The sequence below is a fragment of the Burkholderia stabilis genome (assembly GCF_001742165.1).
In the GTDB taxonomy this organism is placed as follows: Bacteria; Pseudomonadota; Gammaproteobacteria; order Burkholderiales; family Burkholderiaceae; genus Burkholderia; species Burkholderia stabilis.
Genome location: NZ_CP016442.1, coordinates 2,647,104 through 2,669,579, shown reverse-complemented (window position 1 = coordinate 2,669,579; position 22,476 = coordinate 2,647,104). Strand labels below are relative to the sequence as shown.

Sequence of the window (22,476 nt, the reverse complement as noted above, 5' to 3'; positions counted from 1 at the left end):
GCAGTTCGTCAACAACTTTTTAACTACTTCGTTGCGACTGCGGGGCCCATCTTCCTGCGCCAGCTGTGCGCCGAACCTGCTGCGCACCACCGACTTTGCTTCCCTCTTCCGCGCCGCGTTTCCGTTAGCGCGAAAGAGGCGTGATTCTATGCACCGCGCACCATCCGCGCAAGCCCCTTTGTGAAAATATTTTGAAAAAGCCTCCGTGCGCTGCCGCGCACTGAGGCTTGAGGGTCGACGCGCCCGGTGCCGCAGCTGGCCTACGAGCCACCGGCAGCACTTCGCCTATATATAGAGCGACGTTACTTGCAGTTCGCCGCCCGGGCGGTCATACCGCCTACAGTCCAATCAGCGATGCTTGAACGCCGGCTTCCGTTTCTCGACGAATGCCGCCATCCCTTCCTTCTGGTCTTCTGTCGCGAACAGCGAATGGAACAGACGGCGCTCGAAGTGAACACCTTCGGCCAGCGTCGTCTCATACGCGCGATTCACAGACTCCTTGACCATCATGACCGCCGGCAGCGAAAACTCAGCGATCGTCGCAGCGGCGGCAATCGCCTCGTCGAGCAACTTGTCGGCCGGCAGCACGCGCGACACGAGCCCGGCACGCTCCGCTTCGGCGGCATCCATGAAGCGCGCGGTCAGGCACATGTCCATCGCCTTCGCCTTCGACACTGCGCGCGGCAGACGCTGCGTACCGCCCGCGCCCGGCATGATGCCCAGCTTGATCTCCGGCTGGCCGAACTTGGCCGTGTCCGCCGCGAAGATGATGTCGCACATCATCGCGAGTTCGCAGCCGCCGCCCAGCGCAAAACCAGACACCGCAGCAATGATCGGCTTGCGGATCTCGCGAACCGTCTCCCAGTTGCGCGTGATGTAGTCGCCGCGATAAACGTCCATATAGGAGTAGGTCGCCATCATGCCGATGTCCGCGCCGGCCGCGAACGCCTTCTCACTCCCCGTCACGACGATCGCGCCAATGTCGTCGTCCGCATCGAACGCCTTCAGTGCGTCGCCCAACTCATCCATCAGCGCATCGTTCAGCGCATTCAGCGCCTTCGGACGGTTCAGCGTAACCAGCCCGACACGCCCCCGGGTCTCCACCAGGATGTTCTCGTAAGCCATCTATTTCTCCTCGATCAATGAAATGAGAAACGCCTCGCACATGCGAATAGTTTGATGCTACCATTCTCCGACCAACCGGTCGGTTAATTAATCGATCCAACCCCTCTCAACGTCCATCAGGCCGCCGCCATGACCCATGCACTGTTCACGAAGCACGAAGACACGCTGAAGCACGCACTCGCCGCCATCGAGAGCCGCGGGTACTGGAGCCCGTTCGCCGAAATGCCGAGCCCCAAAGTGTACGGGGAAAGCGCGAGCGCCGATGGCGAAGCCGCGTTCAAATCGCACCTCGACAAGACGTTCTCGCTCGACCAGCCGGCGTCCGGTGAAACGGTCGGCGCAGAGCAATCGCCGTACGGCATCGCGCTAGGCATCCGGTATCCGAAGTCGGCGCCCGACGCGCTGATCGGCGCTGCAGCCGCCGCGCAACGCTCGTGGCGCGAAGCCGGCCCGAGCGCGTGGATCGGCGTCAGCCTCGAAATCCTCGCGCGCCTGAATCGCGCGAGCTTCGAGATCGCCTACAGCGTGATGCACACCACCGGGCAGGCATTCATGATGGCGTTCCAGGCCGGCGGCCCGCACGCGCAGGATCGCGCACTCGAGGCGGTCGCCTATGCATGGGACGAACTGCGCCGCATCCCGGCCGACGCACACTGGGAAAAACCGCAAGGCAAGAACCCGCCGCTCGCGATGCACAAGCGCTATACGATCGTCCCCCGCGGCACGGGGCTCGTGCTCGGCTGCTGCACGTTCCCGACGTGGAACGGCTACCCGGGCCTGTTCGCCGATCTGGCAACCGGTAACACAGTGATCGTCAAACCGCACCCGGGTGCGATCCTGCCGCTCGCGATCACGGTACGGATCGCCCGCGACGTGCTGCGCGAAGCCGGCTTCGATCCCAACGTCGTCACGCTCCTCGCAACCGAGCCCAACGACGGTGCACTCGTTCAGGACCTCGCGCTGCGCCCCGAGATCAAGCTGATCGACTTCACGGGCAGCACGCAAAACGGCACGTGGCTCGAACGCCATGCCCATCAGGCACAGGTCTATACCGAGAAGGCCGGCGTCAACCAGATCGTGATCGACTCGACCGACGACCTGAAGGCCGCGGCCAAGAACATCGCGTTCTCGCTGGCGCTGTACTCCGGCCAAATGTGCACGGCACCGCAAAACATCTACGTGCCGCGCGACGGCATCCGGACGGCGGACGGCCATGCGAGCTTCGACGAAGTCGCACAGGCGATCGCGGTTGCCGTGCAAAAACTCACCGGCGACCCGGCACGCTCGGTCGAACTGATCGGCGCAATCCAGAACGACGGCGTGACCGCACGTATCGACGACGCCCGCAAGCTCGGCCGCGTGCTCGCCGACAGCCTGACCCTCCAGCACCCCGCGTTCCCCGATGCCCGCGTGCGCACGCCGCTCGTGCTGCAACTCGACGTGGCCGATCGCGAGAAATTCACGCAGGAGTGGTTCGGCCCGATCTCGTTCGTGATCGCGACCGACTCGACCGCGCAATCGCTCGATCTCGCCGGTGAAATCGCAGCCGAACATGGCGCGCTGACCCTCTCCGTCTACAGCACCGACGACGCAATCGTCGACGCAGCACACGACGCAGCGGTGCGCGGCGGCGTCGCGCTGTCGATCAACCTGACGGGCGGCGTGTTCGTCAACCAGTCGGCCGCGTTCTCCGATTTCCATGGCACGGGTGCCAACCCTGCCGCCAACGCGGCGCTGGCCGACCCGGCGTTCGTCGCCAACCGGTTCCGCGTGGTGCAAAGTCGTGTCCATGTTGCCCCGAAGGCGGTACCTGCGGAAGCAGGCCAAACGGCATAACCCGAATGGCCGACGTGCAAACGCCGCCACGTTCTCTACCATGAACGAATCCGCCACCCGGCGGGTTCGTTGCTCACCGATACGCCCATGACAGACGCCTACATCTGCGACGCGATTCGCACCCCCATCGGCCGCTACGGCGGCGCCCTGAAAGACGTCCGCGCCGACGACCTCGGTGCGGTGCCGCTCAAGGCGCTGATCGAGCGCAACCGCGAGGTCGACTGGACGGCGGTCGACGACGTGATCTACGGCTGCGCGAACCAGGCCGGCGAGGACAACCGCAACGTCGCGCGTATGTCGGCGCTGCTCGCGGGCCTGCCGACCGCCGTGCCAGGCACCACGCTGAACCGCCTGTGCGGCTCCGGGATGGACGCGGTCGGCACGGCAGCACGCGCAATCAAGGCGGGCGAGGCACGGCTGATGATCGCGGGCGGCGTCGAGAGCATGACGCGCGCACCGTTCGTGATGGGCAAGGCCACGAGCGCATTCGCGCGCCAGGCCGACATCTTCGATACGACGATCGGCTGGCGTTTCATCAATCCGCTGATGAAACAGCTGTACGGCGTCGACTCGATGCCCGAAACGGCCGAGAACGTCGCAGTCGACTACAACATCAGCCGCGCCGACCAGGACCTGTTCGCACTGCGCAGCCAGCAGAAGGCCGCACGCGCGCAGCAGGACGGCACGCTGGCCGCGGAAATCGTCCCGGTCACGATTGCGCAGAAGAAAGGCGATCCGTTGATCGTGTCGCTCGACGAACATCCGCGCGAAACGTCGCTCGAAGCGCTCGCGAAACTGAAGGGCGTCGTGCGCCCGGACGGCTCGGTGACGGCCGGCAACGCGTCGGGCGTCAACGACGGCGCGTGCGCGCTGCTGCTCGCCAACGCTGAGGCAGCCGACCAGTACGGCCTGCGCCGCCGCGCACGCGTCGTCGGCATGGCAACCGCCGGCGTCGAACCGCGCGTGATGGGCATCGGCCCTGCGCCGGCCACGCAGAAACTGCTGCGCCAGCTCGGCATGACCATCGACCAGTTCGACGTGATCGAGCTGAACGAGGCGTTCGCGTCGCAAGGTCTCGCGGTGCTGCGCATGCTCGGCGTCGCCGACGACGATCCGCGCGTGAACCCGAACGGCGGCGCGATCGCGCTCGGTCATCCGCTCGGTGCGTCGGGCGCGCGGCTCGTGACCTCGGCGCTCTATCAGCTTGAACGTACGGGTGGCCGCTTTGCGCTGTGCACGATGTGCATCGGCGTCGGCCAAGGCATCGCGATCGCGATCGAACGCGTGTAACCGACGCGCCGCGCGCCTATAACGAAGTCATGAAGGAGACACTGCATGTCCTATCAGGCGATTCAGCTGGATATCGATCAGGCCGCGCGCGTGGCCACGATCACCCTCAACCGCCCCGACAAGCTGAACAGCTTCACGCGGGCGATGCATCGCGAACTGCAGGCGGCACTCGATGAAGTCGAAGCGGCCGGCGCGCGCGCGCTGATCCTGACGGGTGCGGGGCGCGGCTTCTGCGCGGGCCAGGACCTGGCCGACCTCGACTTCACGCCGGGCGCGTCCACCGACCTCGGCACGCTGATCGACGAGCATTTCAATCCGCTGATCCGCCGTCTGCAGCGTCTGCCGATTCCGGTGATCGCCGCCGTCAACGGCACGGCGGCCGGCGCCGGCGCGAATCTCGCGCTTGCCTGCGACCTCGTGTTCGCCGCGCGCTCGAGCAGCTTCATCCAGGCCTTCGTCAAGATCGGGCTCGTACCCGATTCGGGCGGCACGTGGTTCCTGCCACAACGCGTCGGCATGGCACGCGCGCTGGGGCTCGCACTGACCGGCGACAAACTCGGCGCCGAGCAGGCCGAGCAATGGGGCCTGATCTGGCGCGCTGTCGACGACGACGCACTCGTCGCATCAGTCCGCCAGCTTGCAACCCAACTCGCGCAGCAACCGACGCTCGCGATCGCGTCGATCAAGCAATCGATGCGCGACAGCGTCACGAACACGCTCGACCAGCAGCTCGACCTGGAACGCGACCTGCAACGCAAGCTCGGCCAGTCGCACGATTATGCGGAAGGCGTGAAGGCATTCATCGAGAAGCGCGCGCCGCGCTTCGAGGGGCGTTGACATGACCGCCACCACCGATACGCTCGATCCCGATTCGCTTGCGCGTGCGACCGCGCGCGCCATGTACGACGCAGACGCATGCAGCCGTGCATTCGGCATGGAAATCGCCGAAGTGCGTGCCGGTTACGCACGCCTGCACATGCGCGTGCGGCCCGAATTCCTGAACGGCCATCAGACCTGCCACGGCGGGATCATCTTCACGCTCGCCGATTCGACGTTCGCGTTCGCCTGCAACTCGTACAACGTGAACACGGTCGCGGCCGGCTGCTCGATCGAATTCCTGCGCCCCGCGCACGGCGGCGACGTGCTGACGGCCGAGGCAATCGAACAGGCGCGCGTCGGCCGCCAGGGCATCTACGACATCCGCATCACGAACCAGACAGGCGAAACGGTCGCGATGTTTCGCGGCAAATCCGCCCAGATCAAGGGCACGGTCATCCCCGAAGACCGCTGACGCCGACGGCTCGTACATAACAAACACTGGAGACATGCATGACTACCCCGCTACCGCTCGAGCCGATCGAGACCGCCTCACGCGACGAGCTGACCGCGCTGCAACTCGAGCGCCTCAAGTGGTCGCTCCGGCATGCTTACGACCACTCCCCCGTCTATCGTCGCAAGTTCGACGACGCGGGCGTCCATCCTGACGACCTCAAGACGCTCGCCGACCTGTCGCGCTTCCCGTTCACGACCAAGGGCGACCTGCGCGACAGCTATCCGTTCGGGATGTTCGCGGTGCCGCAGGACCAGATCTCGCGCATCCATGCGTCGTCCGGCACCACCGGCAAGCCGACGGTGGTCGGCTATACGGCAGGCGACATCGACACGTGGGCGAATCTCGTCGCGCGCTCGATCCGCGCAGCCGGCGCCCGCCGCGGCGACAAGGTGCACGTCAGCTACGGCTACGGCCTGTTCACGGGCGGGCTCGGCGCGCACTACGGCGCCGAACGCGCAGGGTTGACCGTGATCCCGTTCGGCGGCGGCCAGACCGAGAAGCAGGTACAGCTGATCCAGGATTTCCGGCCCGACATCATCATGGTGACGCCGAGCTACATGCTGTCGATCGCCGACGAAATCGAGCGTCAGGGCCTCGATCCCGTGCAGAGCTCGCTGCGCATCGGCATCTTCGGCGCGGAACCCTGGACCAACGACATGCGCGTCGCAATCGAGCAGCGGATGGGCATCGACGCGGTCGACATCTACGGACTGTCCGAAGTGATGGGCCCCGGCGTCGCATCCGAATGCGTCGAGACCAAGGACGGCCCGACCATCTGGGAAGACCACTTCTATCCCGAAATCATCGATCCCGAAACCGGCGAAGTGCTTCCGGACGGCCAACTCGGCGAGCTCGTATTCACATCGCTGACGAAGGAAGCGTTACCGATCATCCGCTACCGGACACGCGACCTCACGCGCCTGTTGCCCGGCACCGCTCGCACGATGCGGCGGATGGAAAAGATCACCGGCCGCTCGGACGACATGATGATCGTGCGCGGCGTCAACGTGTTCCCGACGCAAATCGAGGAACAGTTGCTCAAGCAGCGCGCGCTCGCACCGCACTATCAGATCGTGCTGACGAAGGAAGGCCCGCTCGACGTGCTGACGCTGAACGTCGAGCCCTGCCCCGAAACCGCGCCGGATACGGCCGCGATCCACGCGGCCAAACAGGCGCTCGCGTACGACATCAAGTCGCTGATCGGCGTGACGGCCGTGATCAACGTGCTGCCCGTGAACGGGATCGAGCGCTCGGTCGGCAAGGCGCGTCGCGTCGTCGACAAGCGCAAGGGCTGACGCCCGCCGCTATCCGTCAGCCGTGTGGTGCAGCAATTCCGCCGCACAAAAAGAAACAGCCCGATCGGCCAAAGCCTATCGGGCTGTTTTGCTCCGCGACGTCGTTCAACGCGAAAGCCGCATCACACGAACTGAAATCACGCGGGCGCACTGCGATCAGATCGACATGCCCCACGCGCATCGTCGCGCCCGCGTATGCCGTGCCTCATCTGCTCGCAGCCCGCGCCACCTCGCGTCACGAATTCGGGAACAGCAGCCACATCCGGCCGACCTGCTTCATCCGGCCGGCCTGGTCGCCTGCGTCGTCGCCGAGCCCCCAGAAATAGTCGGCCCGCACGCCGCCCTTGATCGCGGAACCCGTATCCTGCGCGAACACGAGCCGGTTCATCGGCGTATTCGTCAGCGGGCGCGTGGTCTGCAAAAACACGGGTGTGCCGAGCGGGATCGACGTCGGATCGACGGCGATCGAACGCTCCGGCGTGAGCGGCACGCCGAGCGCGCCGATCGGGCCGTCCGCGCCGCCGTGCGGCGCATCTTCCTTGGTCGGCATGTCGCGGAAGAACACGAACCGCGGATTCGTGTCGAGCAACGCGTCGACGCGGTTCGGGTTCGCCTTCGCCCACGCCTTGATGCCCTGCATCGTCGCCTGTGCGGGCGTCAGCTCGCCGCGATCGAGCAACCACTTGCCGATCGAGCGGTACGGCTGGTTGTTGGTGCCGCCGAAGCCGACCCGCATCACCGAACCGTCGTCGAGCAACACGCGCCCCGAGCCCTGCACCTGCAGGAAGAACGCCTCGATCGGATCGTCGACCCATACGAGTTCGTTGCCGTTCAGGACGCCTGCGCGTTCGAGCTGTGCCCGTACCGGCAGCGCGGCGCCCGCACGATACCCGGCCGGCCAGCGATAGAGCGCGTACTGATACGGGCCGCGGCGCACACGTGAACCGTGCAGCAACGGTTCGTAATAGCCAGTGACGAGCCCGTCGAGCGTGCCGTCGGTGTTCGCGAGCTGGAACGGCGTGAAATACGTCTCGAAGAACGTGCGCGCACTGCTGACGTCGAGCTCGTCGAGCCGGTCGGCGGCCGCGCAGGCGCGTTGCCAGGCCGGCTGGCGCGCGAGCCGCACGCAGTTCTGCCGCAGCGCGGCCGTCGCGCCGATCAGCGCATCGTCCTGCCAGCCCGGCACCTGTTGCCATGCGACCGGCGTGAGCCGCTTCGCGGCAATCTGCCCCGGCACGATCGCCGCGCCGGTGGGCGGCTTGAGCGCCGAGGTCCGCGTCGGCGCGCCGCCGCATGCGGCCAGCAACGCCGCAGCCGCAGCCGCTGCAACCCAGCCGGCCACTCGGGGCCCAAACCACGTACTACAATGTCCGTTCTTGATGGAAACCGCCATGTCAGATTTTCTCGACCAATATCCGATGCTCATCTTCGCGCTCGAAGCCTTCGTAGCGCTTGCCCTGCTGATCTTCATCGTCGTGTGGACGTCGTCGGGCAGAAAGAAACACGCCCGCAACAACGATCGCCAGCCGCGCTGACGCGCCCCGCACGCTCAATGCAGCGTGCGCGGCATGTGCAACGCGAACTCGTCGACCGGCGCCTCGAAACGCTCGCCGTCCTCCGCCACGCAGAAGTACGCGCCGCGCATCGTGCCGACCGGCGTCGCGATCACGGCCCAGCTCGTGTATTCGAAGTGCTCGCCCGGCTGCAGCAGCGGCTGGTGCCCGACGACGCCGAGCCCCTTCACTTCCTGCACGTGGCTCTCGCTGTCCGTGATGATCCAGTGACGCGCGATCAGCTGCGCCGCGACTTGTCCCGTGTTGCGGATCGTCAGCGTGTACGCGAATGCATATTGACGGTGATCGGGGTCGGATTGTTCCGGCAAGTAGCTGGTTTTCACCGAAACGGTGAACTGATACTGACTCATGGTGTTTCCACTGGAGGGTGACTGTCCGTGCCGGCGTGGGCGACGGGGCTGCGGGCGCGCCGCTTTGGTTCGGCATTCTGCTTGATGCGGAATCGGGCTGCAACCGACCGGCCCGCCGCCGCGCGCCGATCGCCGGGCGGTAGAATGTCGGTTTTGCGCCGCAACGTCCCCGTACCCCTGCCATGACCCAATTCCGCATCGCTCCCAGCATCCTGTCGGCCGATTTCGCACGGCTCGGCGAAGAAGTCCGCAACGTGGTCGCCGCCGGCGCCGACTGGATCCACTTCGACGTGATGGACAACCATTATGTGCCGAACCTGACGATCGGTCCGCTCGTGTGCGAGGCGATCCGCCCGCACGTGCAGGTGCCGATCGACGTGCACCTGATGGTGCGCCCGGTCGACCGGATCGTGCCCGATTTCGCGAAGGCCGGTGCAAACCTGATCAGCTTCCACCCGGAAGGCTCCGACCACATCGACCGCACGCTGTCGCTGATCCGCGATCACGGCTGCAAGGCCGGCCTCGTGTTCAATCCGGCCACGCCGCTGAACTACCTCGATCACGTGATGGACCGCCTCGATTTTGTGCTGCTGATGTCGGTGAACCCCGGCTTCGGCGGCCAGTCGTTCATTCCGGAAACGCTGAACAAGCTGCGCGAAGCACGCGCGCGCATCGACGCCTACACCGAGCGCACGGGCCGCGAGATCCTGCTCGAGGTCGATGGCGGCGTGAAAACCGACAACATCGCGGAAATCGCGGCAGCCGGCGCCGATACCTTCGTCGCGGGTTCGGCGATCTTCGGCAAACCCGACTACCGCAAGGTGATCGACGAGATGCGCGCCGCGCTCGCAACCGTCGAACGGAGCTGACACCGTGGCCGAATCGTCGCTCGCCGGGCACGCGCCGGCAGGGGCCGCCGCCCCGATCCGCTTCGCCGCGCCGCGCATCGACGCCGCGCTGATCGATCTCGACGGCACGATGGTCGACACGGCCGACGATTTCACGGCCGGCCTGAACGGGATGCTCGCGCAACTCGACGCGCCGGCCACGTCGCGCGACGAGGTGATCGGCTACGTCGGCAAGGGCTCCGAACACCTGATCCAGAGCGTGCTGAAGCCGCGCTTCACGGCCGACGAAGCGCGCGCGCGCTTCGACGACGCGCTGGCGATCTACCAGACCGAATACGCGAAGATCAACGGCCGCCATACGCGCCTCTATCCTGAAGTGGCGGCCGGCCTCGACGCGCTGCGCGCAGCCGGCATCCGGCTCGCATGCGTGACGAACAAGCCGCACCGCTTCGCGGTCGAGCTGCTCGAGCAATACGGGCTGACCGGTTGCTTCGGCATCGTGCTCGGCGGCGACAGCGTCGCGCGCAAGAAACCCGATCCGCTGCCGATGCTGACGGCCTGCGACGCGCTCGGCGTCGCGCCGGACGCGGCAGTCGCGATCGGCGACTCGGAAAACGACGCGCTGGCAGGCCGCGCGGCCGGAATGGCGACGCTGACGGTGCCGTACGGCTACAACCACGGCAAAGCTATACAAACGATAAATTCGGATGGTATAGTCGATTCGTTGCTGGTCGCAGCTCGCGCGATCACCGCGCACAACGCCGGCCGGCCAACCATCTGATTATTTCTTCCATCCGCATGTTTCTGAATAAAAAACGGAGTCTGAGCAGCATCGACCGGGGAGCCTGGCCCTGGCGTCGCTGGTCGCGCTAACCTCTTCGATGAGGTACGCTGAAGCACGTCTTCAGCGCCGTTTTTTATCTCGCTGCGCATCCGCGCGCCGATCGTCGCACCACCTCGAGTTCTACCGCGTCCGAACGCTTGCGTTCAGGGCCGGCCGCAGGCTCGCGACGTTCACGCCCGGAGTGCCGGCCGGCAACAGGCACTTCTCGATCGACCGCCCTTTCGCCGACGGCTACCCGCGCAACGTCAAGTGATCCCTGGCGCACGCGCCGCTCGTCCCGAACAGGACCGGAACATGACCGAACTCGAATTCCAATCGCTCGCGAACGAAGGCTACAACCGCATCCCGCTGATCGCGGAAGCCCTCGCCGATCTCGAAACGCCGCTGTCCCTCTACCTGAAGCTGGCCCAGCCCGAACGCGCGGGCGCCAACTCGTTCCTGCTCGAATCGGTGGTCGGCGGCGAACGCTTCGGCCGCTATTCGTTCATCGGGCTGCCCGCACGCACGCTCGTGCGCACCCGCAACGGCGTGTCGGAAGTCGTGCGCGACGGGCAAGTCGTCGAGACGCACGACACCGACCCGTTCCAGTTCATCGAATCGTTCCAGGCGCGCTTCAAGGTGGCGCAGCGCCCGGGCCTGCCGCGTTTCTGCGGCGGCCTCGCCGGCTATTTCGGCTACGACGCGGTGCGCTACATCGAGAAGAAGCTCGCGAACACCGCGCCGCGCGACGATCTCGGCCTGCCCGACATCCAGCTGCTGCTGACCGAGGAAGTCGCCGTGATCGACAACCTCGCCGGCAAGCTGTACCTGATCATCTACGCGGACCCGGGCCAGCCGGAAGCCTACGCGAAGGCCAAACAGCGCCTGCGCGAACTGAAGCAGCGCCTGCGCACGACCGTGCAGCCGCCCGTCACGTCGGCGAGCGTGCGCACCGAGACGTTCCGCGAATTCAAGAAAGAAGACTATCTGGCCGCCGTGCGCCAGGCGAAGGAATACATCGCGGCCGGCGAGCTGATGCAGATCCAGGTCGGCCAGCGGCTGACGAAGCCGTACCGCGACAATCCGCTGTCGCTGTACCGCGCGCTGCGTTCGCTGAATCCGTCGCCGTACATGTACTACTACAACTTCGGCGATTTCCACGTGGTCGGCGCATCGCCGGAAATCCTCGTGCGCCAGGAAAAGCGCGGCGAAGACCAGATCGTCACGATCCGCCCGCTCGCCGGCACGCGCCCGCGCGGCAACACGCCCGAGCGCGACGCGGAACTCGCGACCGAGCTGCTCAACGATCCGAAGGAGATCGCCGAGCACGTGATGCTGATCGATCTCGCGCGCAACGACGTCGGCCGCATCGCCGAAATCGGCTCGGTGCAGGTGACCGACAAGATGGTCATCGAGAAGTACTCGCACGTGCAGCACATCGTCAGCTCGGTCGAAGGCAAGCTGAAGCCCGGCATGACGAACTACGACGTACTGCGCGCGACGTTCCCGGCCGGCACGCTGTCCGGCGCGCCGAAGGTGCGCGCGATGGAGCTGATCGACGAGCTCGAGCCGATCAAGCGCGGGCTGTACGGCGGCGCGGTCGGCTACCTGTCGTTCTCGGGCGAGATGGATCTCGCGATCGCGATCCGCACCGGCCTGATCCACAACGGCAACCTGTATGTGCAAGCGGCGGCCGGCGTCGTCGCGGATTCGGTGCCCGAATCCGAATGGCAAGAGACCGAGAACAAGGCGCGCGCGGTGCTGCGTGCGGCCGAACAGGTCCAGGACGGCCTCGATAGCGACTTCTGACCGGAGACTGACCATGCTGCTCATGATCGACAACTACGACTCGTTCACCTACAACCTGGTCCAGTACTTCGGCGAACTGGGCGAGGACGTGCGCACGTACCGCAACGACGAAATCACGCTCGACGAGATCGCGCGCCTGAATCCCGACACGATCTGCCTGTCGCCCGGCCCGAGCAACCCGCAGCATGCGGGCATCACGCTCGACGTACTGCGCGAATTCGCGGACAAGAAGCCGATCCTCGGCGTGTGCCTCGGCCATCAGGCGATCGGCGAAGCATTCGGTGGCCGCGTCGTACGCGCGACGACCATCATGCACGGCAAGGTGAGCCGGATCGAAACCGACTGCCGCGGCGTGTTCGCCGACCTGCCGAAGCATTTCGACGTCACGCGCTACCACTCGCTCGCGATCGAGCGCGAATCGCTGCCCGACTGCCTTGAGATTTCCGCATGGACCGACGACGGCGAAATCATGGGCGTGCGCCACAAGACGCTGCCGATCGAAGGCGTGCAGTTCCACCCGGAATCGATCCTGTCGGAGCACGGCCACGCGCTGCTCGAGAATTTCCTGAAGCAGGCGCGCGCCGCGACTGCGCACGCCGCCTGACGGGAGCTGCACGATGACGATTACCCCGCAGGAAGCGCTGCAGCGCACGATCGAACACCGCGAAATCTTCCACGACGAGATGCTGCACCTGATGCGGCTCATCATGCGCGGCGACATGTCGCCCGTGATGGCCGCCGCGATCATCACCGGGCTGCGCGTGAAGAAGGAGACGATCGGCGAGATCGCCGCCGCCGCGACCGTGATGCGCGAATTCGCGAACCACGTCGAGGTGCAGGACAACTCGAACTTCGTCGACATCGTCGGCACCGGCGGCGACGGCTCGCACACCTTCAACATCTCGACCGCGTCGATGTTCGTCACGGCGGCGGCCGGCGCGAAGGTCGCGAAGCACGGCAACCGCGGCGTATCGAGCAAGTCCGGCAGCGCCGACGTGCTCGAAGCGCTCGGCGTGAACATCGACCTGCAATCCGACCAGGTTGCCGCGTCGATCGCCGAAACGGGCATGGGCTTCATGTTCGCGCCGAACCATCATCCGGCGATGAAGAACATTGCGGCCGTGCGCCGCGAGCTCGGCGTGCGCACGATCTTCAACATCCTCGGCCCGCTGACCAATCCGGCCGGCGCGCCGAACCAGTTGATGGGCGTGTTCCACCCCGACCTCGTCGGCATCCAGGTGCGCGTGATGCAGCGCCTCGGCGCGCAGCACGTGCTCGTCGTCTACGGCAAGGACGGGATGGACGAGGTGTCGCTCGGCGCCGCGACGCTCGTCGGCGAATTGCGCGACGGCAAGGTGCACGAATACGAGGTCCATCCGGAGGACTTCGGCCTGCAGATGGTGTCGAACCGCACGCTGAAGGTGGAAAATGCCGACGAATCGCGCACGATGCTGCTCGGCGCGCTGGACAACCAGCCGGGTGTCGCGCGCGAGATCGTCACGCTGAATTCGGGCACCGCGCTCTATGCGGCGAACGTCGCCGAATCGATCGCGGACGGCATCCAGCTCGCACGCGAAGCGATCGCGAGCGGCAAGGCCCGCGCGAAAGTCGACGAACTCGTGCGCTTCACGCAGCAGTTCAAGCGCTGACTCCCCTTACGAATCAAGCAGGAACCCACATGAGCGACATTCTCGACCGAATCATTGCCGTCAAGCGCGAAGAAGTCGCGGCGGCCCTGCGCAGCACGCCGCTCGAGGCGCTGAAACTGGAAGCATCCGCACGCGACCTGCGCGACTTCGTCGGCGCGCTGCGCGCGAAGCACGCGGCAGGCAACGCGGCCGTGATCGCCGAAATCAAGAAAGCGAGCCCGTCGAAGGGCGTGCTGCGCGAGCATTTCGTGCCGGCCGACATCGCGCGCTCGTATGCGACGCACGGCGCCGCGTGCCTGTCGGTACTGACCGACGAGCAGTTCTTCCAGGGCGGCGTGCGCTATCTCGAGGAAGCGCGCGCGGCCTGCACGCTACCCGTGCTGCGCAAGGACTTCATAGTCGACGCATATCAGATCGTCGAAGCGCGCGCGATGGGCGCCGACGCGATCCTGCTGATCGCCGCCGCGCTCGACACGCCGCTGATGCAGGATCTCGAAGCGTATGCGCACTCGCTCGGCCTCGCGGTGCTGGTCGAAGTGCACGACCGCCACGAGATGGAACAGGCGCTGACGCTCAAGACGCCGCTGCTCGGCATCAACAACCGCAACCTGCGCACGTTCGAGACGTCGATCCAGACCACGCTCGACATGCTCGACATGATCCCGGCGGACCGCATCGTCGTGACCGAATCGGGGATCCTATCGCGCACCGACGTCGACACGATGCGCGCGGCGAACGTGAACACGTTCCTCGTCGGCGAAGCGTTCATGCGCGCCGAGCAGCCGGGCGAGGAACTCGCGCGGATGTTCTTCTGATGGCGATCGAACAGGAAATCAAGCTCGCGCTGCCGGCCGGCCAGGCCGATGCCGCGCGGAGCTTCTTCGAGACGCTGACCGGCGAACCCGGTCACGACATCACGCTCGCGAACGTCTATTACGACACGCCCGATCTCGCGCTGGCCCGCTCGAAGAGCGCGGTGCGCGTGCGCCGCGCGCCGCAAGGCTGGCTGCAGACGTTCAAGACGGTCGGCAGCGCGGAAGGCGGGCTGCATCGCCGCCACGAATGGGAACTGCCCGTGGCCGGCGACGCGCTCGAAATCGATGCGCTCGTCGCGGCCTGCGACGTGCCGGAAGCCGCCGCCGCACTGAGCGATGCGGCCGGTGCACTGTACGCGCTGTTCCGCACGGATTTTTCGCGTACGCTGTGGCGCATCGCAATCGGCGGCGCGACCGTCGAAGCCGCTGTGGACCTCGGCGAAATCGTCGTCCAGGCGGAAAACGAAACGCGCCGCGAACCGATCAGCGAAATCGAACTCGAACTGATCGACGGCCCGGAAGCGGCGCTCGCGACGCTCGCCGCCGAACTGCAGCAAGCGCTGCCGGGCCTCGTTCCCGAAAACATCAGCAAGGCGCAGCGCGGCTACCGGCTGCGCGCGCAATAAACTCGCATCACGCATGGCAACCCGCAAGACTTCCCGCGCGCCGCAACAAGCGTCGCTGTTCGACGATCCCGTGCCGGAAACGGCACCGGCCGATACTCCGTCCCCGGCTTCCGCGCCGCCCGCCGCCAAGCGCAAGCCCGCGAAGAAGGCTGACGCGCCGGCTCCGTCCGCCACGCCACAGCCCGTTGCCGCCGACGTCCCGCACCTCGCCGCGCAATTCGATGCGCTGCCGACCGTCTGGCGCGACGTGCTGAAGCCCTTTACCGACAGCGACGCGTACGCGCCGCTGTGCCGCTTCGTCGACGACGAGCGCGCGGCCGGCAAGACGGTCTACCCGACCGACGTCTTTCGCGCGCTGCGCCTGACGAGCCCGGACGACGTGAAGGTCGTGATCCTCGGCCAGGATCCGTACCACGGCGACGATCGCGGCACGCCGCAGGCGCACGGCCTCGCATTCTCGGTGCCGCCGGCCGTCCGCACGCCGCCGTCGCTGCGCAACATCTTCAAGGAAATCGCCGCGAACTTCGGTCACGACACGCCGCGTCACGGCTGTCTCGACACGTGGGCGCGTCAGGGCGTGCTGCTGCTCAACACCGTGCTGACGGTCGAGCGCGGCGCGGCCGCGAGCCACGCGAAGCGCGGCTGGGAGCAATGCACGGACACGCTGATCCGCGAACTCGCCGGCCGCCATCGCGGGCTCGTGTTCATGCTGTGGGGCGCGCACGCGCAGGCGAAGCGCGCGCTGTTCGATGCGAGCGCGCATTGCGTGCTCGAAGCGCCGCATCCGTCACCGCTGTCCGCGCACCGCGGCTTCCTCGGCTGCCGTCATTTCGCGCTCGCGAACGACTATCTCGTCGAAGCAAGCCGCGAGCCGATCGACTGGCGCCTGCCGGAAGTGGCCGAAACGCTCGCGTAACGGCCGCGCCGGTTCACTTGCCGGCCTGAATGCAAAAACGCCGCGCCCCTTCCGGGACGCGGCGTTTTTTATCGAACGATGCAGCAGGTGCGGCGCACCTGCGTCAACCTTACGCGGCGGCGATCGCTTCGCGGGCGCTGGCGAGCGCGGCGTTCTGCGCATCCGGCCCGAGGTTCAGGCCTTCCGCGAAGATGAAGCTCACGTCGGTCATGCCGACGAAGCCGAGGAACGTGCGCAGGTACGGCGTCTGGCTGTCGTTCGGCGTGCCGGCGTACTTGCCGCCGCGGGCCGTCACGACGTGAACCTTCTTGCCCTTGATCAGGCCTTCCGGACCGTTCTCGGTGTAGCGGAACGTGACGCCTGCACGTGCGATCCAGTCGAAGTACGTCTTCAGTTGCGACGAGATGCCGAAGTTGTACATCGGCGCGCCGATCACGATGATGTCGGCGGCTTGCAGCTCGGCGATCAGCGCGTCGCTCTTCGCGACGATCGCATTCTGCTCCGCGGTGCGCTTGTCGGCCGGCGTGAAGAACGCGCCGAGCACCGATTCGTCGAGGTGCGGCAGCGCATCGGCCAGCAGGTCGCGAACCACGACGTTCGCGCCGGGGTTCGATTGTTGCAGCTTTGCCGTCAGTTCGTTGGCCAGCAGCGTGGATTGCGCACCTTGCGAACGCGCGGCGGAATTGATTTGCAGAATGGTCGTCATGTCATGCTCCGGTTGGGTTGCGCTTCGGTAGCGCGAGTGACGCCATTGTGCGTGGCCGCATGACCGCGAAAAAGCGGGTTCAGGGCGACGGATTGTTGCAGCAGCAGAACAATCCAGGATCGCGCCCCGATTCCCGCGACCGCGTGTTCAGCCCTTCAGCCAGGCTTCCCGGGCCTTGGAAAGCACAGCCGGCTTCGCTGCCGCCGTCAGCCGGTAGCGCGTGACTTCCGGGCCATCGAGCTTCAGTTTCGCGGTGCGCAGCTCGTCACGGCGGAAAGCGTGAAGCTCGACCTTGTCGCCCGGCCGGTAGCGCGCGAGCAGCGCGTCGAGGTTCGTGCCCGTGACGCGCAGCCCGTCGAGCGCGATCAGCGTGTCCCCGGCCGACAGCCCCGCGCGATGCGCGGCGCCGCCTTCGTAGACCGCCGCGAACGTGCAATCCGCACCGCCGCGCAGGCGCGCGCCGATCGTCGGCTTCGCGGCTGCGCCGGTCGCGACATCGGGTGCGAGCGTCACGCCGAACGGCTCGAGCAGCTCGCCGAGCGGCAGGTCGCGCGTGCCGTGCACGGCATCGGCGAACAGGCGGCCGAGCGCGACGCCGGTCGCTTCCTCGATCAGCGCCTCGACTTCGTTTTCCGCGACGCCCGCCTGCTTGCCGCGGTAGAAATCGCGGCCGTAGCGTTGCCACAGCAGGCGCATCACGTCGTCGAGCGACTTCCGGTTGCGCGTCTGCGCGCGGATCGCGAGATCGAACGCGAGCGCGACGAGCGAACCCTTCGTGTAGTAGCTGACGATCGCGTTGGTCGCGTTCTCGTCCTGGCGGTAGTACTTGATCCACGCGTCGAACGAGCTTTCCGCGACGCTCTGCTTGAGCCGGCCCGTGCCGCGCAGCACGCCGCCGATCGTGCGGCCGAGCGCCGCGAAATATTCGTCCTGCGACATCAGCCCGCTGCGCACGAGCATCAGGTCGTCGTAATAGGACGTGAAACCTTCGAACAGCCACAGCAGCGACGTGTAGTTCTCGCGCGCCAGGTCGTACGGCACGAACGCGGCCGGCTTGATGCGCTTCACGTTCCACGTGTGGAAGTATTCGTGGCTGCAGAGGCCGAGATACGTGCGGTAGCCTTCCGTCGTTTCGGGCCGCCCCTTCACCGGTAGGTCGGTGCGGTTGCAGATCAGCGCGGTCGACGCACGATGCTCGAGGCCGCCGTAGCCGTCGCTGACCGCGAGCGTCATGAACACGTAGCGGTCCATCGGCGCCTTCTTCGATTTCGGCTCGAACAACGCGATCTGCGCTTCGCACACGCGCTTCAGGTCGGTACGCAGCCGCTCCATGTCGAGCTGCGTCACGCGCCCCGCGATCACGATGTCGTGCGGCACGCCGTGCGCGTCGAACGTCGCGAGCGCGAATTCGCCGATCGTCACCGGATGGTCGGCGAGCTCGTCGTAGTTCGCTGCGCGATACGCGCCGAAACCGTAGCGCTTCGTGCCGCGCGCCTCGGGCAGCGCGGTGCCGACGCGCCATGCGCGGAACGCCGGGCCGGCCGGTTTCGCGATGTCCACTTCGCACGGTGCATCCTCGCGGCCGGCGACGCTCAGGAACACGGCCGTCGCGTTGAAAAAGCCGCCCGCTTCGTCGAGATACGCGGAGCGCACCGACAGGTCCCACGCATACACGTCGTAGCGCAGCGTCAGCGCGCCGGTCACGGGCGCGGCCTGCCACGTGTGCTTGTCGGTCTTCGCGATCCGCACCTTGCGGCCCGCGTCGTTGAACGCGCCGAGCGTCACGATGTTGCGCGCGAACTCGCGCACGAGGTAGCTGCCCGGAATCCACACGGGCAGCGAGAAGCGCTGGCCTTCGGGATCAGGATCGGCGACCGTCACCGTCACTTCGAACAGGTGCGCGGCAAGATCTTTCGGGGCAATCGAATAGCGGATCGGCTGGGTCATCGTGGCAATCGGTCGGTCGAATACGGCGGCGAAAACGAAGAGAGGCGCCGGCAGATCATGCGGGCGCCCCTCGCTGGCCGGGCCATGCGGCCCGGCGTGTCGGTCGGTTACTTGCTCGAGGCGAGCGCCTGATTGAGCTGGTCGGCCGAGACAGCGCCCGGCAGGCGGCGGCCGTCCGGCAGGAAGATCGTCGGCGTGCCCGTGACGTTCATCCCGCGGCCGAGCGCGAGGTTCTTGTCGAGCGCGGTGGTGTCGCAGGTGCCGGCGCCGGACGGCGCGCGATGGTCGAGCATCCAGCTCTGCCACGTTTTCGCGCGGTCGGTCGCGCACCAGATCGCCTTCGACTTCGCGGTCGAATCCGGCGACAGCACCGGGTACAGGAACGTGTAGACGGTCACGTTGTCGATCGACTGCAGCGTCGTCTCGAGTTTCTTGCAGTACGGGCAGTTCGGATCGGAGAACACTGCGATCTTGCGTGCGCCGTTGCCCTTCACGACCTTGATCGCATTCGCGAACGGCAGGCTCGCGAAGTCGATCTTGTTGATCTCGGACAGGCGTGCGTCGGTCAGGTTCTTGTGCGTCTTGGTGTCGACGAGATCGCCGAGCAGCACGTAGTCGCCCGCCGCGTCGCTATAGATGATCTGCGAGCCGAGGTTCACTTCGTACAGGCCCGCGACCGGCGATTTCGACACGCTCTTGATCGGCGCGTCGTTGCCGAGACGGGCCTGCAGCGTGGCTTTCAGCTTGTCGGTGGTTTGGTCGGCCTGCGCGGTGCAGCCCAGCGTCGCCATCGTGACGGCCAGCGCCAGCGACGCGATGCGGATCGTTTTTTTCATCGAAATCTTCCTTCAGCTCAATCGGAGTGCACGGCACAGTGTACGCCGTAACGGAACCGAGTCCGACCGGCGATACGGCCGAAGGTTCGCTCAACCGAGCGCGGAGGACACGAGCCAGCGCTTCACGAACGGCTGCGCACCGACGAAAGCCATGCCCGCATTGCGTACCGCCTTCGCGAGCGGGCCCGGCACCGCGAACAGCCGCTGCAGGCCGTCGGTCGCGACCATCAGCGCGCGGATGTCCTCGCGGCGCGAACGCTCGTAGCGGCGCAGCAGCACCGTATCGCCGAGGTTGCGGAAGCTTTCCTTGCCTGCGATCGCATCGGCGAGCGCCGCGACGTCGCGCAGCCCGAGGTTCATCCCCTGCCCCGCGAGCGGGTGAATCAGGTGCGCGGCATCGCCGACGAGCGCGACGCGCGGCGCGATCAACTTGTCGACCGTCTGCAGCGCCAGCGGGAAGCCGGCGGCCGGCGTCACGCATTCGAGCGTGCCGACCTGGCCGTGCGACACGCGCTCGACCTCGGCCGCGAGCTGCGCCGGATCGAGCGCGAGCAATTCGTCCGCATGCGCGGTGTGCGCGGACCAGACCAGCGACACGTGGCCGTCCGGCAGCGGCAGCAGCGCGACGATCTCGCCTTCGTGGAACCACTGGTAGGCCGTCTCGCGATGCGGCAGCGACGCCTTGAAGTTCGCGACGACGCCCGTCTGCCGGTAATCGCGCCGTTCGACCTTGGCCCCCATTTGGGAGCGCACCCACGAATGCGCGCCGTCCGCGCCGACGATCAGGTCGGCTTCGAGCACCTGCCCCGACGACAGCGTCAGCACGGCCGCATCGGTGCGCACGTCGAAGCCCTGTGCGCGCGCATCGAACCACGTGAGGTTCGGCTGGAACCGCAGCGCGGCGTCGAGCGCGCTTTCGACCAGCGACGATTCGGCGATCCACGCAAGCTGCGGCACGGAGGCCTGGTATGCGGAGAAATGCAGTTCCGCGTGCGCGTCGCCGTACACGCGCATGTCGTAGACCGGCGCGAGCCGGCCGTGGTCGAGCGCCTGCCAGACCCGCAGCCGCTCGAGCAACGCCTGCGAACTGGAGGACAGCGCGTACACGCGCGTGTCGAACGCGAGATCGGCGGGGCGCGGCGTGGCCGGCTGGGCGAGCAAGGCTGTCTTGTAGCCGGACTGGGTCAGTGCGAGCGCGGCCGTCTTGCCGACGAGCCCGCCGCCGACCACGGCGACGTCGAAGGTATGGTGGGCAGTCATGGCGGGCATTATAGCCGCGGGGCCAAACCCTTACGCGGCCGGACTTTGCGGGAAATCAGCAGAATCGCGCGCGGACACGGCGGCGCGGCGGCCCGCCGCATCGGCCGTTCGGCACAAGCCCGGAAACCGGGGCGTCGGCACGGTACAATAGCGTCTTTGACCGTCGGCCCGCCGCGCCCCGCGCGCCAGCCGCCCTTTTTTCCCGCGCCGCCGTGCCCTGTCCGGCCGCGCCGCCCCACCCGTCCGAAGGATTCCATGAGTCTCAAATGCGGCATCGTCGGCTTGCCCAACGTCGGCAAGTCCACCCTGTTCAATGCGCTGACCAAGGCCGGCATCGCCGCCGAGAACTACCCGTTCTGCACGATCGAGCCGAACGTCGGCATCGTCGAAGTGCCTGATACGCGCCTGAAAGCGCTCTCCGAGATCGTCAAGCCCGAGCGTGTCGTGCCGGCCGTCGTCGAATTCGTCGACATCGCCGGCCTCGTCGCAGGCGCGAGCAAGGGTGAAGGCCTCGGCAACCAGTTCCTCGCGAACATCCGCGAAACCGACGCGATCACGCACGTCGTGCGCTGCTTCGAGGACGAGAACGTCATCCACGTCGCCGGCAAGGTCAGCCCGATCGACGACATCGAAGTGATCAACACCGAACTCGCGCTCGCCGACCTCGGCACCGTCGAGAAGGCGCTCACGCGCTATTCGAAGGCGGCGAAGTCGGGCAACGACAAGGAAGCGGGCAAGCTCGTCGCGGTGCTCGACAAGGTGCGCGCACAACTCGACCAGGGCAAGGCCGTGCGCGGCCTCGCGCTGTCGGACGACGAAGAGGCGCTGCTCAAGCCGTTCTGCCTGATCACCGCGAAGCCCACGATGTACGTGGCCAACGTGAAGGACGACGGCTTCCAGAACAACCCGCACCTCGATGCGGTGCGCAAGTATGCGGAAAGCGAGAACGCGCCGGTGGTCGCCGTGTGCGCGGCGATCGAAGCGGAAATCGCCGATCTCGACGATGCCGACAAGGAAGCGTTCCTTGCCGACATGGGCATGGAAGAGCCGGGCCTCGACCGCGTGATCCGCGCAGGCTTCAAGCTGCTCGGCCTGCAGACGTATTTCACCGCGGGCGTGAAGGAAGTGCGCGCGTGGACGATCCATATCGGCGATACGGCGCCGCAAGCGGCCGGCGTGATCCACACCGATTTCGAGCGCGGCTTCATCCGCGCGCAGACGATCGCGTTCGACGACTACGTCACGTACAAGGGCGAGCAAGGCGCGAAGGAAGCCGGGAAGATGCGCGCGGAAGGGAAGGAATATGTCGTGCACGACGGCGACGTGATGAACTTCCTGTTCAACGTCTGATATCTGCATCGGCGCGGTGCCGTGCGATCCGCACGGCACCGCGCAACGCGTGCTCCGGCACGAAAAAATGGCCCGACCGGCAAACGCC

21 protein-coding genes are annotated in these 22,476 nt (G+C 66.5%); 14 read left to right on the top strand and 7 right to left on the bottom strand.

The annotated features are described in order from the left end of the window. Window positions 1-348: 348 nt before the first annotated feature. A complete protein-coding gene (locus tag BBJ41_RS12480; protein ID WP_069746658.1) occupies window positions 349-1,125 on the bottom strand; it encodes an enoyl-CoA hydratase in 777 nt (258 codons plus the stop codon). Window positions 1,126-1,254: 129 nt separating this feature from the next. Here BBJ41_RS12480 and paaN point away from each other — a divergent pair, with 129 nt between their 5' ends. The 5 genes from paaN (at window position 1,255) to paaK (ending at window position 6,879) form a co-directional block, all read left to right on the top strand. Then, window positions 1,255-2,961: a phenylacetic acid degradation protein PaaN gene (gene paaN, locus BBJ41_RS12475; protein ID WP_069746657.1), complete on the top strand. Its 1,707-nt coding sequence runs from the start codon at window positions 1,255-1,257 to the stop codon at window positions 2,959-2,961. A gap of 87 nt (window positions 2,962-3,048) precedes the next feature. Then, a complete protein-coding gene (pcaF, locus tag BBJ41_RS12470; protein WP_069746656.1) occupies window positions 3,049-4,251 on the top strand; it encodes a 3-oxoadipyl-CoA thiolase in 1,203 nt (400 codons plus the stop codon). Window positions 4,252-4,296: 45 nt separating this feature from the next. Further along, window positions 4,297-5,088: a 2-(1,2-epoxy-1,2-dihydrophenyl)acetyl-CoA isomerase PaaG gene (gene paaG, locus BBJ41_RS12465; RefSeq protein ID WP_069746655.1), complete on the top strand. Its 792-nt coding sequence runs from the start codon at window positions 4,297-4,299 to the stop codon at window positions 5,086-5,088. Window position 5,089: 1 nt separating this feature from the next. Then, window positions 5,090-5,542, top strand: a complete 453-nt coding sequence (paaI, locus tag BBJ41_RS12460) for a hydroxyphenylacetyl-CoA thioesterase PaaI (RefSeq protein ID WP_069746654.1) — start codon at window positions 5,090-5,092, stop codon at window positions 5,540-5,542. A 38-nt stretch (window positions 5,543-5,580) separates the two neighbouring features. Further along, entirely contained in the window at window positions 5,581-6,879 is a 1,299-nt protein-coding gene (paaK, locus tag BBJ41_RS12455) for a phenylacetate--CoA ligase PaaK (protein WP_069746653.1), read from the top strand. 235 nt (window positions 6,880-7,114) lie between these two features. Here paaK and mltA read toward each other — a convergent pair whose 3' ends face one another. Next, window positions 7,115-8,350 carry a murein transglycosylase A gene (gene mltA, locus BBJ41_RS12450; protein WP_069747676.1) on the bottom strand — a complete coding sequence of 412 codons (1,236 nt, stop codon included), beginning with the start codon at window positions 8,348-8,350 and terminating at the stop codon, window positions 7,115-7,117. A 78-nt stretch (window positions 8,351-8,428) separates the two neighbouring features. Continuing rightward, window positions 8,429-8,803: a Co2+/Mg2+ efflux protein ApaG gene (gene apaG, locus BBJ41_RS12445; protein ID WP_006477037.1), complete on the bottom strand. Its 375-nt coding sequence runs from the start codon at window positions 8,801-8,803 to the stop codon at window positions 8,429-8,431. 182 nt (window positions 8,804-8,985) lie between these two features. Here apaG and rpe point away from each other — a divergent pair, with 182 nt between their 5' ends. From rpe to BBJ41_RS12405, 8 genes are all read left to right on the top strand, one after another. Further along, a complete protein-coding gene (gene rpe / locus BBJ41_RS12440) occupies window positions 8,986-9,672 on the top strand; it encodes a ribulose-phosphate 3-epimerase (protein WP_011883156.1) in 687 nt (228 codons plus the stop codon). Window positions 9,673-9,676: 4 nt separating this feature from the next. Beyond that, complete coding sequence (locus tag BBJ41_RS12435; RefSeq protein ID WP_069746652.1) at window positions 9,677-10,432, top strand: phosphoglycolate phosphatase; 756 nt, start codon at window positions 9,677-9,679, stop codon at window positions 10,430-10,432. A 357-nt stretch (window positions 10,433-10,789) separates the two neighbouring features. Continuing rightward, complete coding sequence (trpE, locus tag BBJ41_RS12430) at window positions 10,790-12,283, top strand: anthranilate synthase component I (RefSeq protein WP_069746651.1); 1,494 nt, start codon at window positions 10,790-10,792, stop codon at window positions 12,281-12,283. A gap of 13 nt (window positions 12,284-12,296) precedes the next feature. After that, the gene (locus BBJ41_RS12425; RefSeq protein ID WP_069746650.1) at window positions 12,297-12,887 is read left to right on the top strand and encodes an aminodeoxychorismate/anthranilate synthase component II; all 591 of its coding nucleotides are present in this window, start codon (window positions 12,297-12,299) and stop codon (window positions 12,885-12,887) included. A gap of 13 nt (window positions 12,888-12,900) precedes the next feature. Continuing rightward, the gene (trpD, locus tag BBJ41_RS12420) at window positions 12,901-13,932 is read left to right on the top strand and encodes an anthranilate phosphoribosyltransferase (protein WP_069746649.1); all 1,032 of its coding nucleotides are present in this window, start codon (window positions 12,901-12,903) and stop codon (window positions 13,930-13,932) included. A gap of 29 nt (window positions 13,933-13,961) precedes the next feature. After that, window positions 13,962-14,747 carry an indole-3-glycerol phosphate synthase TrpC gene (gene trpC, locus BBJ41_RS12415; protein WP_069746648.1) on the top strand — a complete coding sequence of 262 codons (786 nt, stop codon included), beginning with the start codon at window positions 13,962-13,964 and terminating at the stop codon, window positions 14,745-14,747. Beyond that, complete coding sequence (locus BBJ41_RS12410; protein WP_069746647.1) at window positions 14,747-15,373, top strand: CYTH domain-containing protein; 627 nt, start codon at window positions 14,747-14,749, stop codon at window positions 15,371-15,373. Before trpC ends, BBJ41_RS12410 begins: the two co-directional genes overlap by 1 nt. 13 nt (window positions 15,374-15,386) lie before the next feature. Then, entirely contained in the window at window positions 15,387-16,289 is a 903-nt protein-coding gene (locus tag BBJ41_RS12405) for a uracil-DNA glycosylase (protein WP_069746646.1), read from the top strand. 109 nt (window positions 16,290-16,398) lie between these two features. Here BBJ41_RS12405 and BBJ41_RS12400 read toward each other — a convergent pair whose 3' ends face one another. The 4 genes from BBJ41_RS12400 to BBJ41_RS12385 all read right to left on the bottom strand — a co-directional run bounded on the left by BBJ41_RS12400 (window position 16,399) and on the right by BBJ41_RS12385 (window position 21,047). After that, on the bottom strand, window positions 16,399-16,995 hold the full coding sequence (locus BBJ41_RS12400) for an FMN-dependent NADH-azoreductase (protein ID WP_069746645.1): 597 nt from the start codon (window positions 16,993-16,995) through the stop codon (window positions 16,399-16,401). Between the two features lie 147 nt (window positions 16,996-17,142). Beyond that, complete coding sequence (locus BBJ41_RS12395; RefSeq protein ID WP_069746644.1) at window positions 17,143-18,942, bottom strand: M61 family metallopeptidase; 1,800 nt, start codon at window positions 18,940-18,942, stop codon at window positions 17,143-17,145. Window positions 18,943-19,049: 107 nt separating this feature from the next. Continuing rightward, window positions 19,050-19,778 (bottom strand): DsbC family protein, encoded by a 729-nt coding sequence (locus BBJ41_RS12390; protein ID WP_069746643.1) that lies wholly within the window; start codon window positions 19,776-19,778, stop codon window positions 19,050-19,052. 90 nt (window positions 19,779-19,868) lie between these two features. Continuing rightward, entirely contained in the window at window positions 19,869-21,047 is a 1,179-nt protein-coding gene (locus tag BBJ41_RS12385; RefSeq protein WP_069746642.1) for a UbiH/UbiF family hydroxylase, read from the bottom strand. Window positions 21,048-21,293: 246 nt separating this feature from the next. On the opposite strand from BBJ41_RS12385, the gene ychF reads away from it, so the two are divergent. Then, entirely contained in the window at window positions 21,294-22,388 is a 1,095-nt protein-coding gene (gene ychF / locus BBJ41_RS12380; protein ID WP_069746641.1) for a redox-regulated ATPase YchF, read from the top strand. Window positions 22,389-22,476 lie beyond the last annotated feature (88 nt).

Coding starts and splice junctions, on each gene's coding strand:
- paaK (WP_069746653.1), top strand. CDS start 5,581: ATGACTACCCCGCTACCGCTCGAGCCGATCGAGACCGCCTCACGCGAC.
- BBJ41_RS12480 (WP_069746658.1), bottom strand. CDS start 1,125: ATGGCTTACGAGAACATCCTGGTGGAGACCCGGGGGCGTGTCGGGCTG.
- BBJ41_RS12395 (WP_069746644.1), bottom strand. CDS start 18,942: ATGACCCAGCCGATCCGCTATTCGATTGCCCCGAAAGATCTTGCCGCG.
- trpC (WP_069746648.1), top strand. CDS start 13,962: ATGAGCGACATTCTCGACCGAATCATTGCCGTCAAGCGCGAAGAAGTC.
- mltA (WP_069747676.1), bottom strand. CDS start 8,350: ATGAAGATCAGCAGGGCAAGCGCTACGAAGGCTTCGAGCGCGAAGATG.
- paaG (WP_069746655.1), top strand. CDS start 4,297: ATGTCCTATCAGGCGATTCAGCTGGATATCGATCAGGCCGCGCGCGTG.
- BBJ41_RS12405 (WP_069746646.1), top strand. CDS start 15,387: ATGGCAACCCGCAAGACTTCCCGCGCGCCGCAACAAGCGTCGCTGTTC.
- BBJ41_RS12410 (WP_069746647.1), top strand. CDS start 14,747: ATGGCGATCGAACAGGAAATCAAGCTCGCGCTGCCGGCCGGCCAGGCC.
- BBJ41_RS12390 (WP_069746643.1), bottom strand. CDS start 19,778: ATGAAAAAAACGATCCGCATCGCGTCGCTGGCGCTGGCCGTCACGATG.
- trpE (WP_069746651.1), top strand. CDS start 10,790: ATGACCGAACTCGAATTCCAATCGCTCGCGAACGAAGGCTACAACCGC.
- paaI (WP_069746654.1), top strand. CDS start 5,090: ATGACCGCCACCACCGATACGCTCGATCCCGATTCGCTTGCGCGTGCG.
- BBJ41_RS12400 (WP_069746645.1), bottom strand. CDS start 16,995: ATGACGACCATTCTGCAAATCAATTCCGCCGCGCGTTCGCAAGGTGCG.
- BBJ41_RS12385 (WP_069746642.1), bottom strand. CDS start 21,047: ATGCCCGCCATGACTGCCCACCATACCTTCGACGTCGCCGTGGTCGGC.
- trpD (WP_069746649.1), top strand. CDS start 12,901: ATGACGATTACCCCGCAGGAAGCGCTGCAGCGCACGATCGAACACCGC.
- BBJ41_RS12425 (WP_069746650.1), top strand. CDS start 12,297: ATGCTGCTCATGATCGACAACTACGACTCGTTCACCTACAACCTGGTC.
- pcaF (WP_069746656.1), top strand. CDS start 3,049: ATGACAGACGCCTACATCTGCGACGCGATTCGCACCCCCATCGGCCGC.
- ychF (WP_069746641.1), top strand. CDS start 21,294: ATGAGTCTCAAATGCGGCATCGTCGGCTTGCCCAACGTCGGCAAGTCC.
- rpe (WP_011883156.1), top strand. CDS start 8,986: ATGACCCAATTCCGCATCGCTCCCAGCATCCTGTCGGCCGATTTCGCA.
- apaG (WP_006477037.1), bottom strand. CDS start 8,803: ATGAGTCAGTATCAGTTCACCGTTTCGGTGAAAACCAGCTACTTGCCG.
- paaN (WP_069746657.1), top strand. CDS start 1,255: ATGACCCATGCACTGTTCACGAAGCACGAAGACACGCTGAAGCACGCA.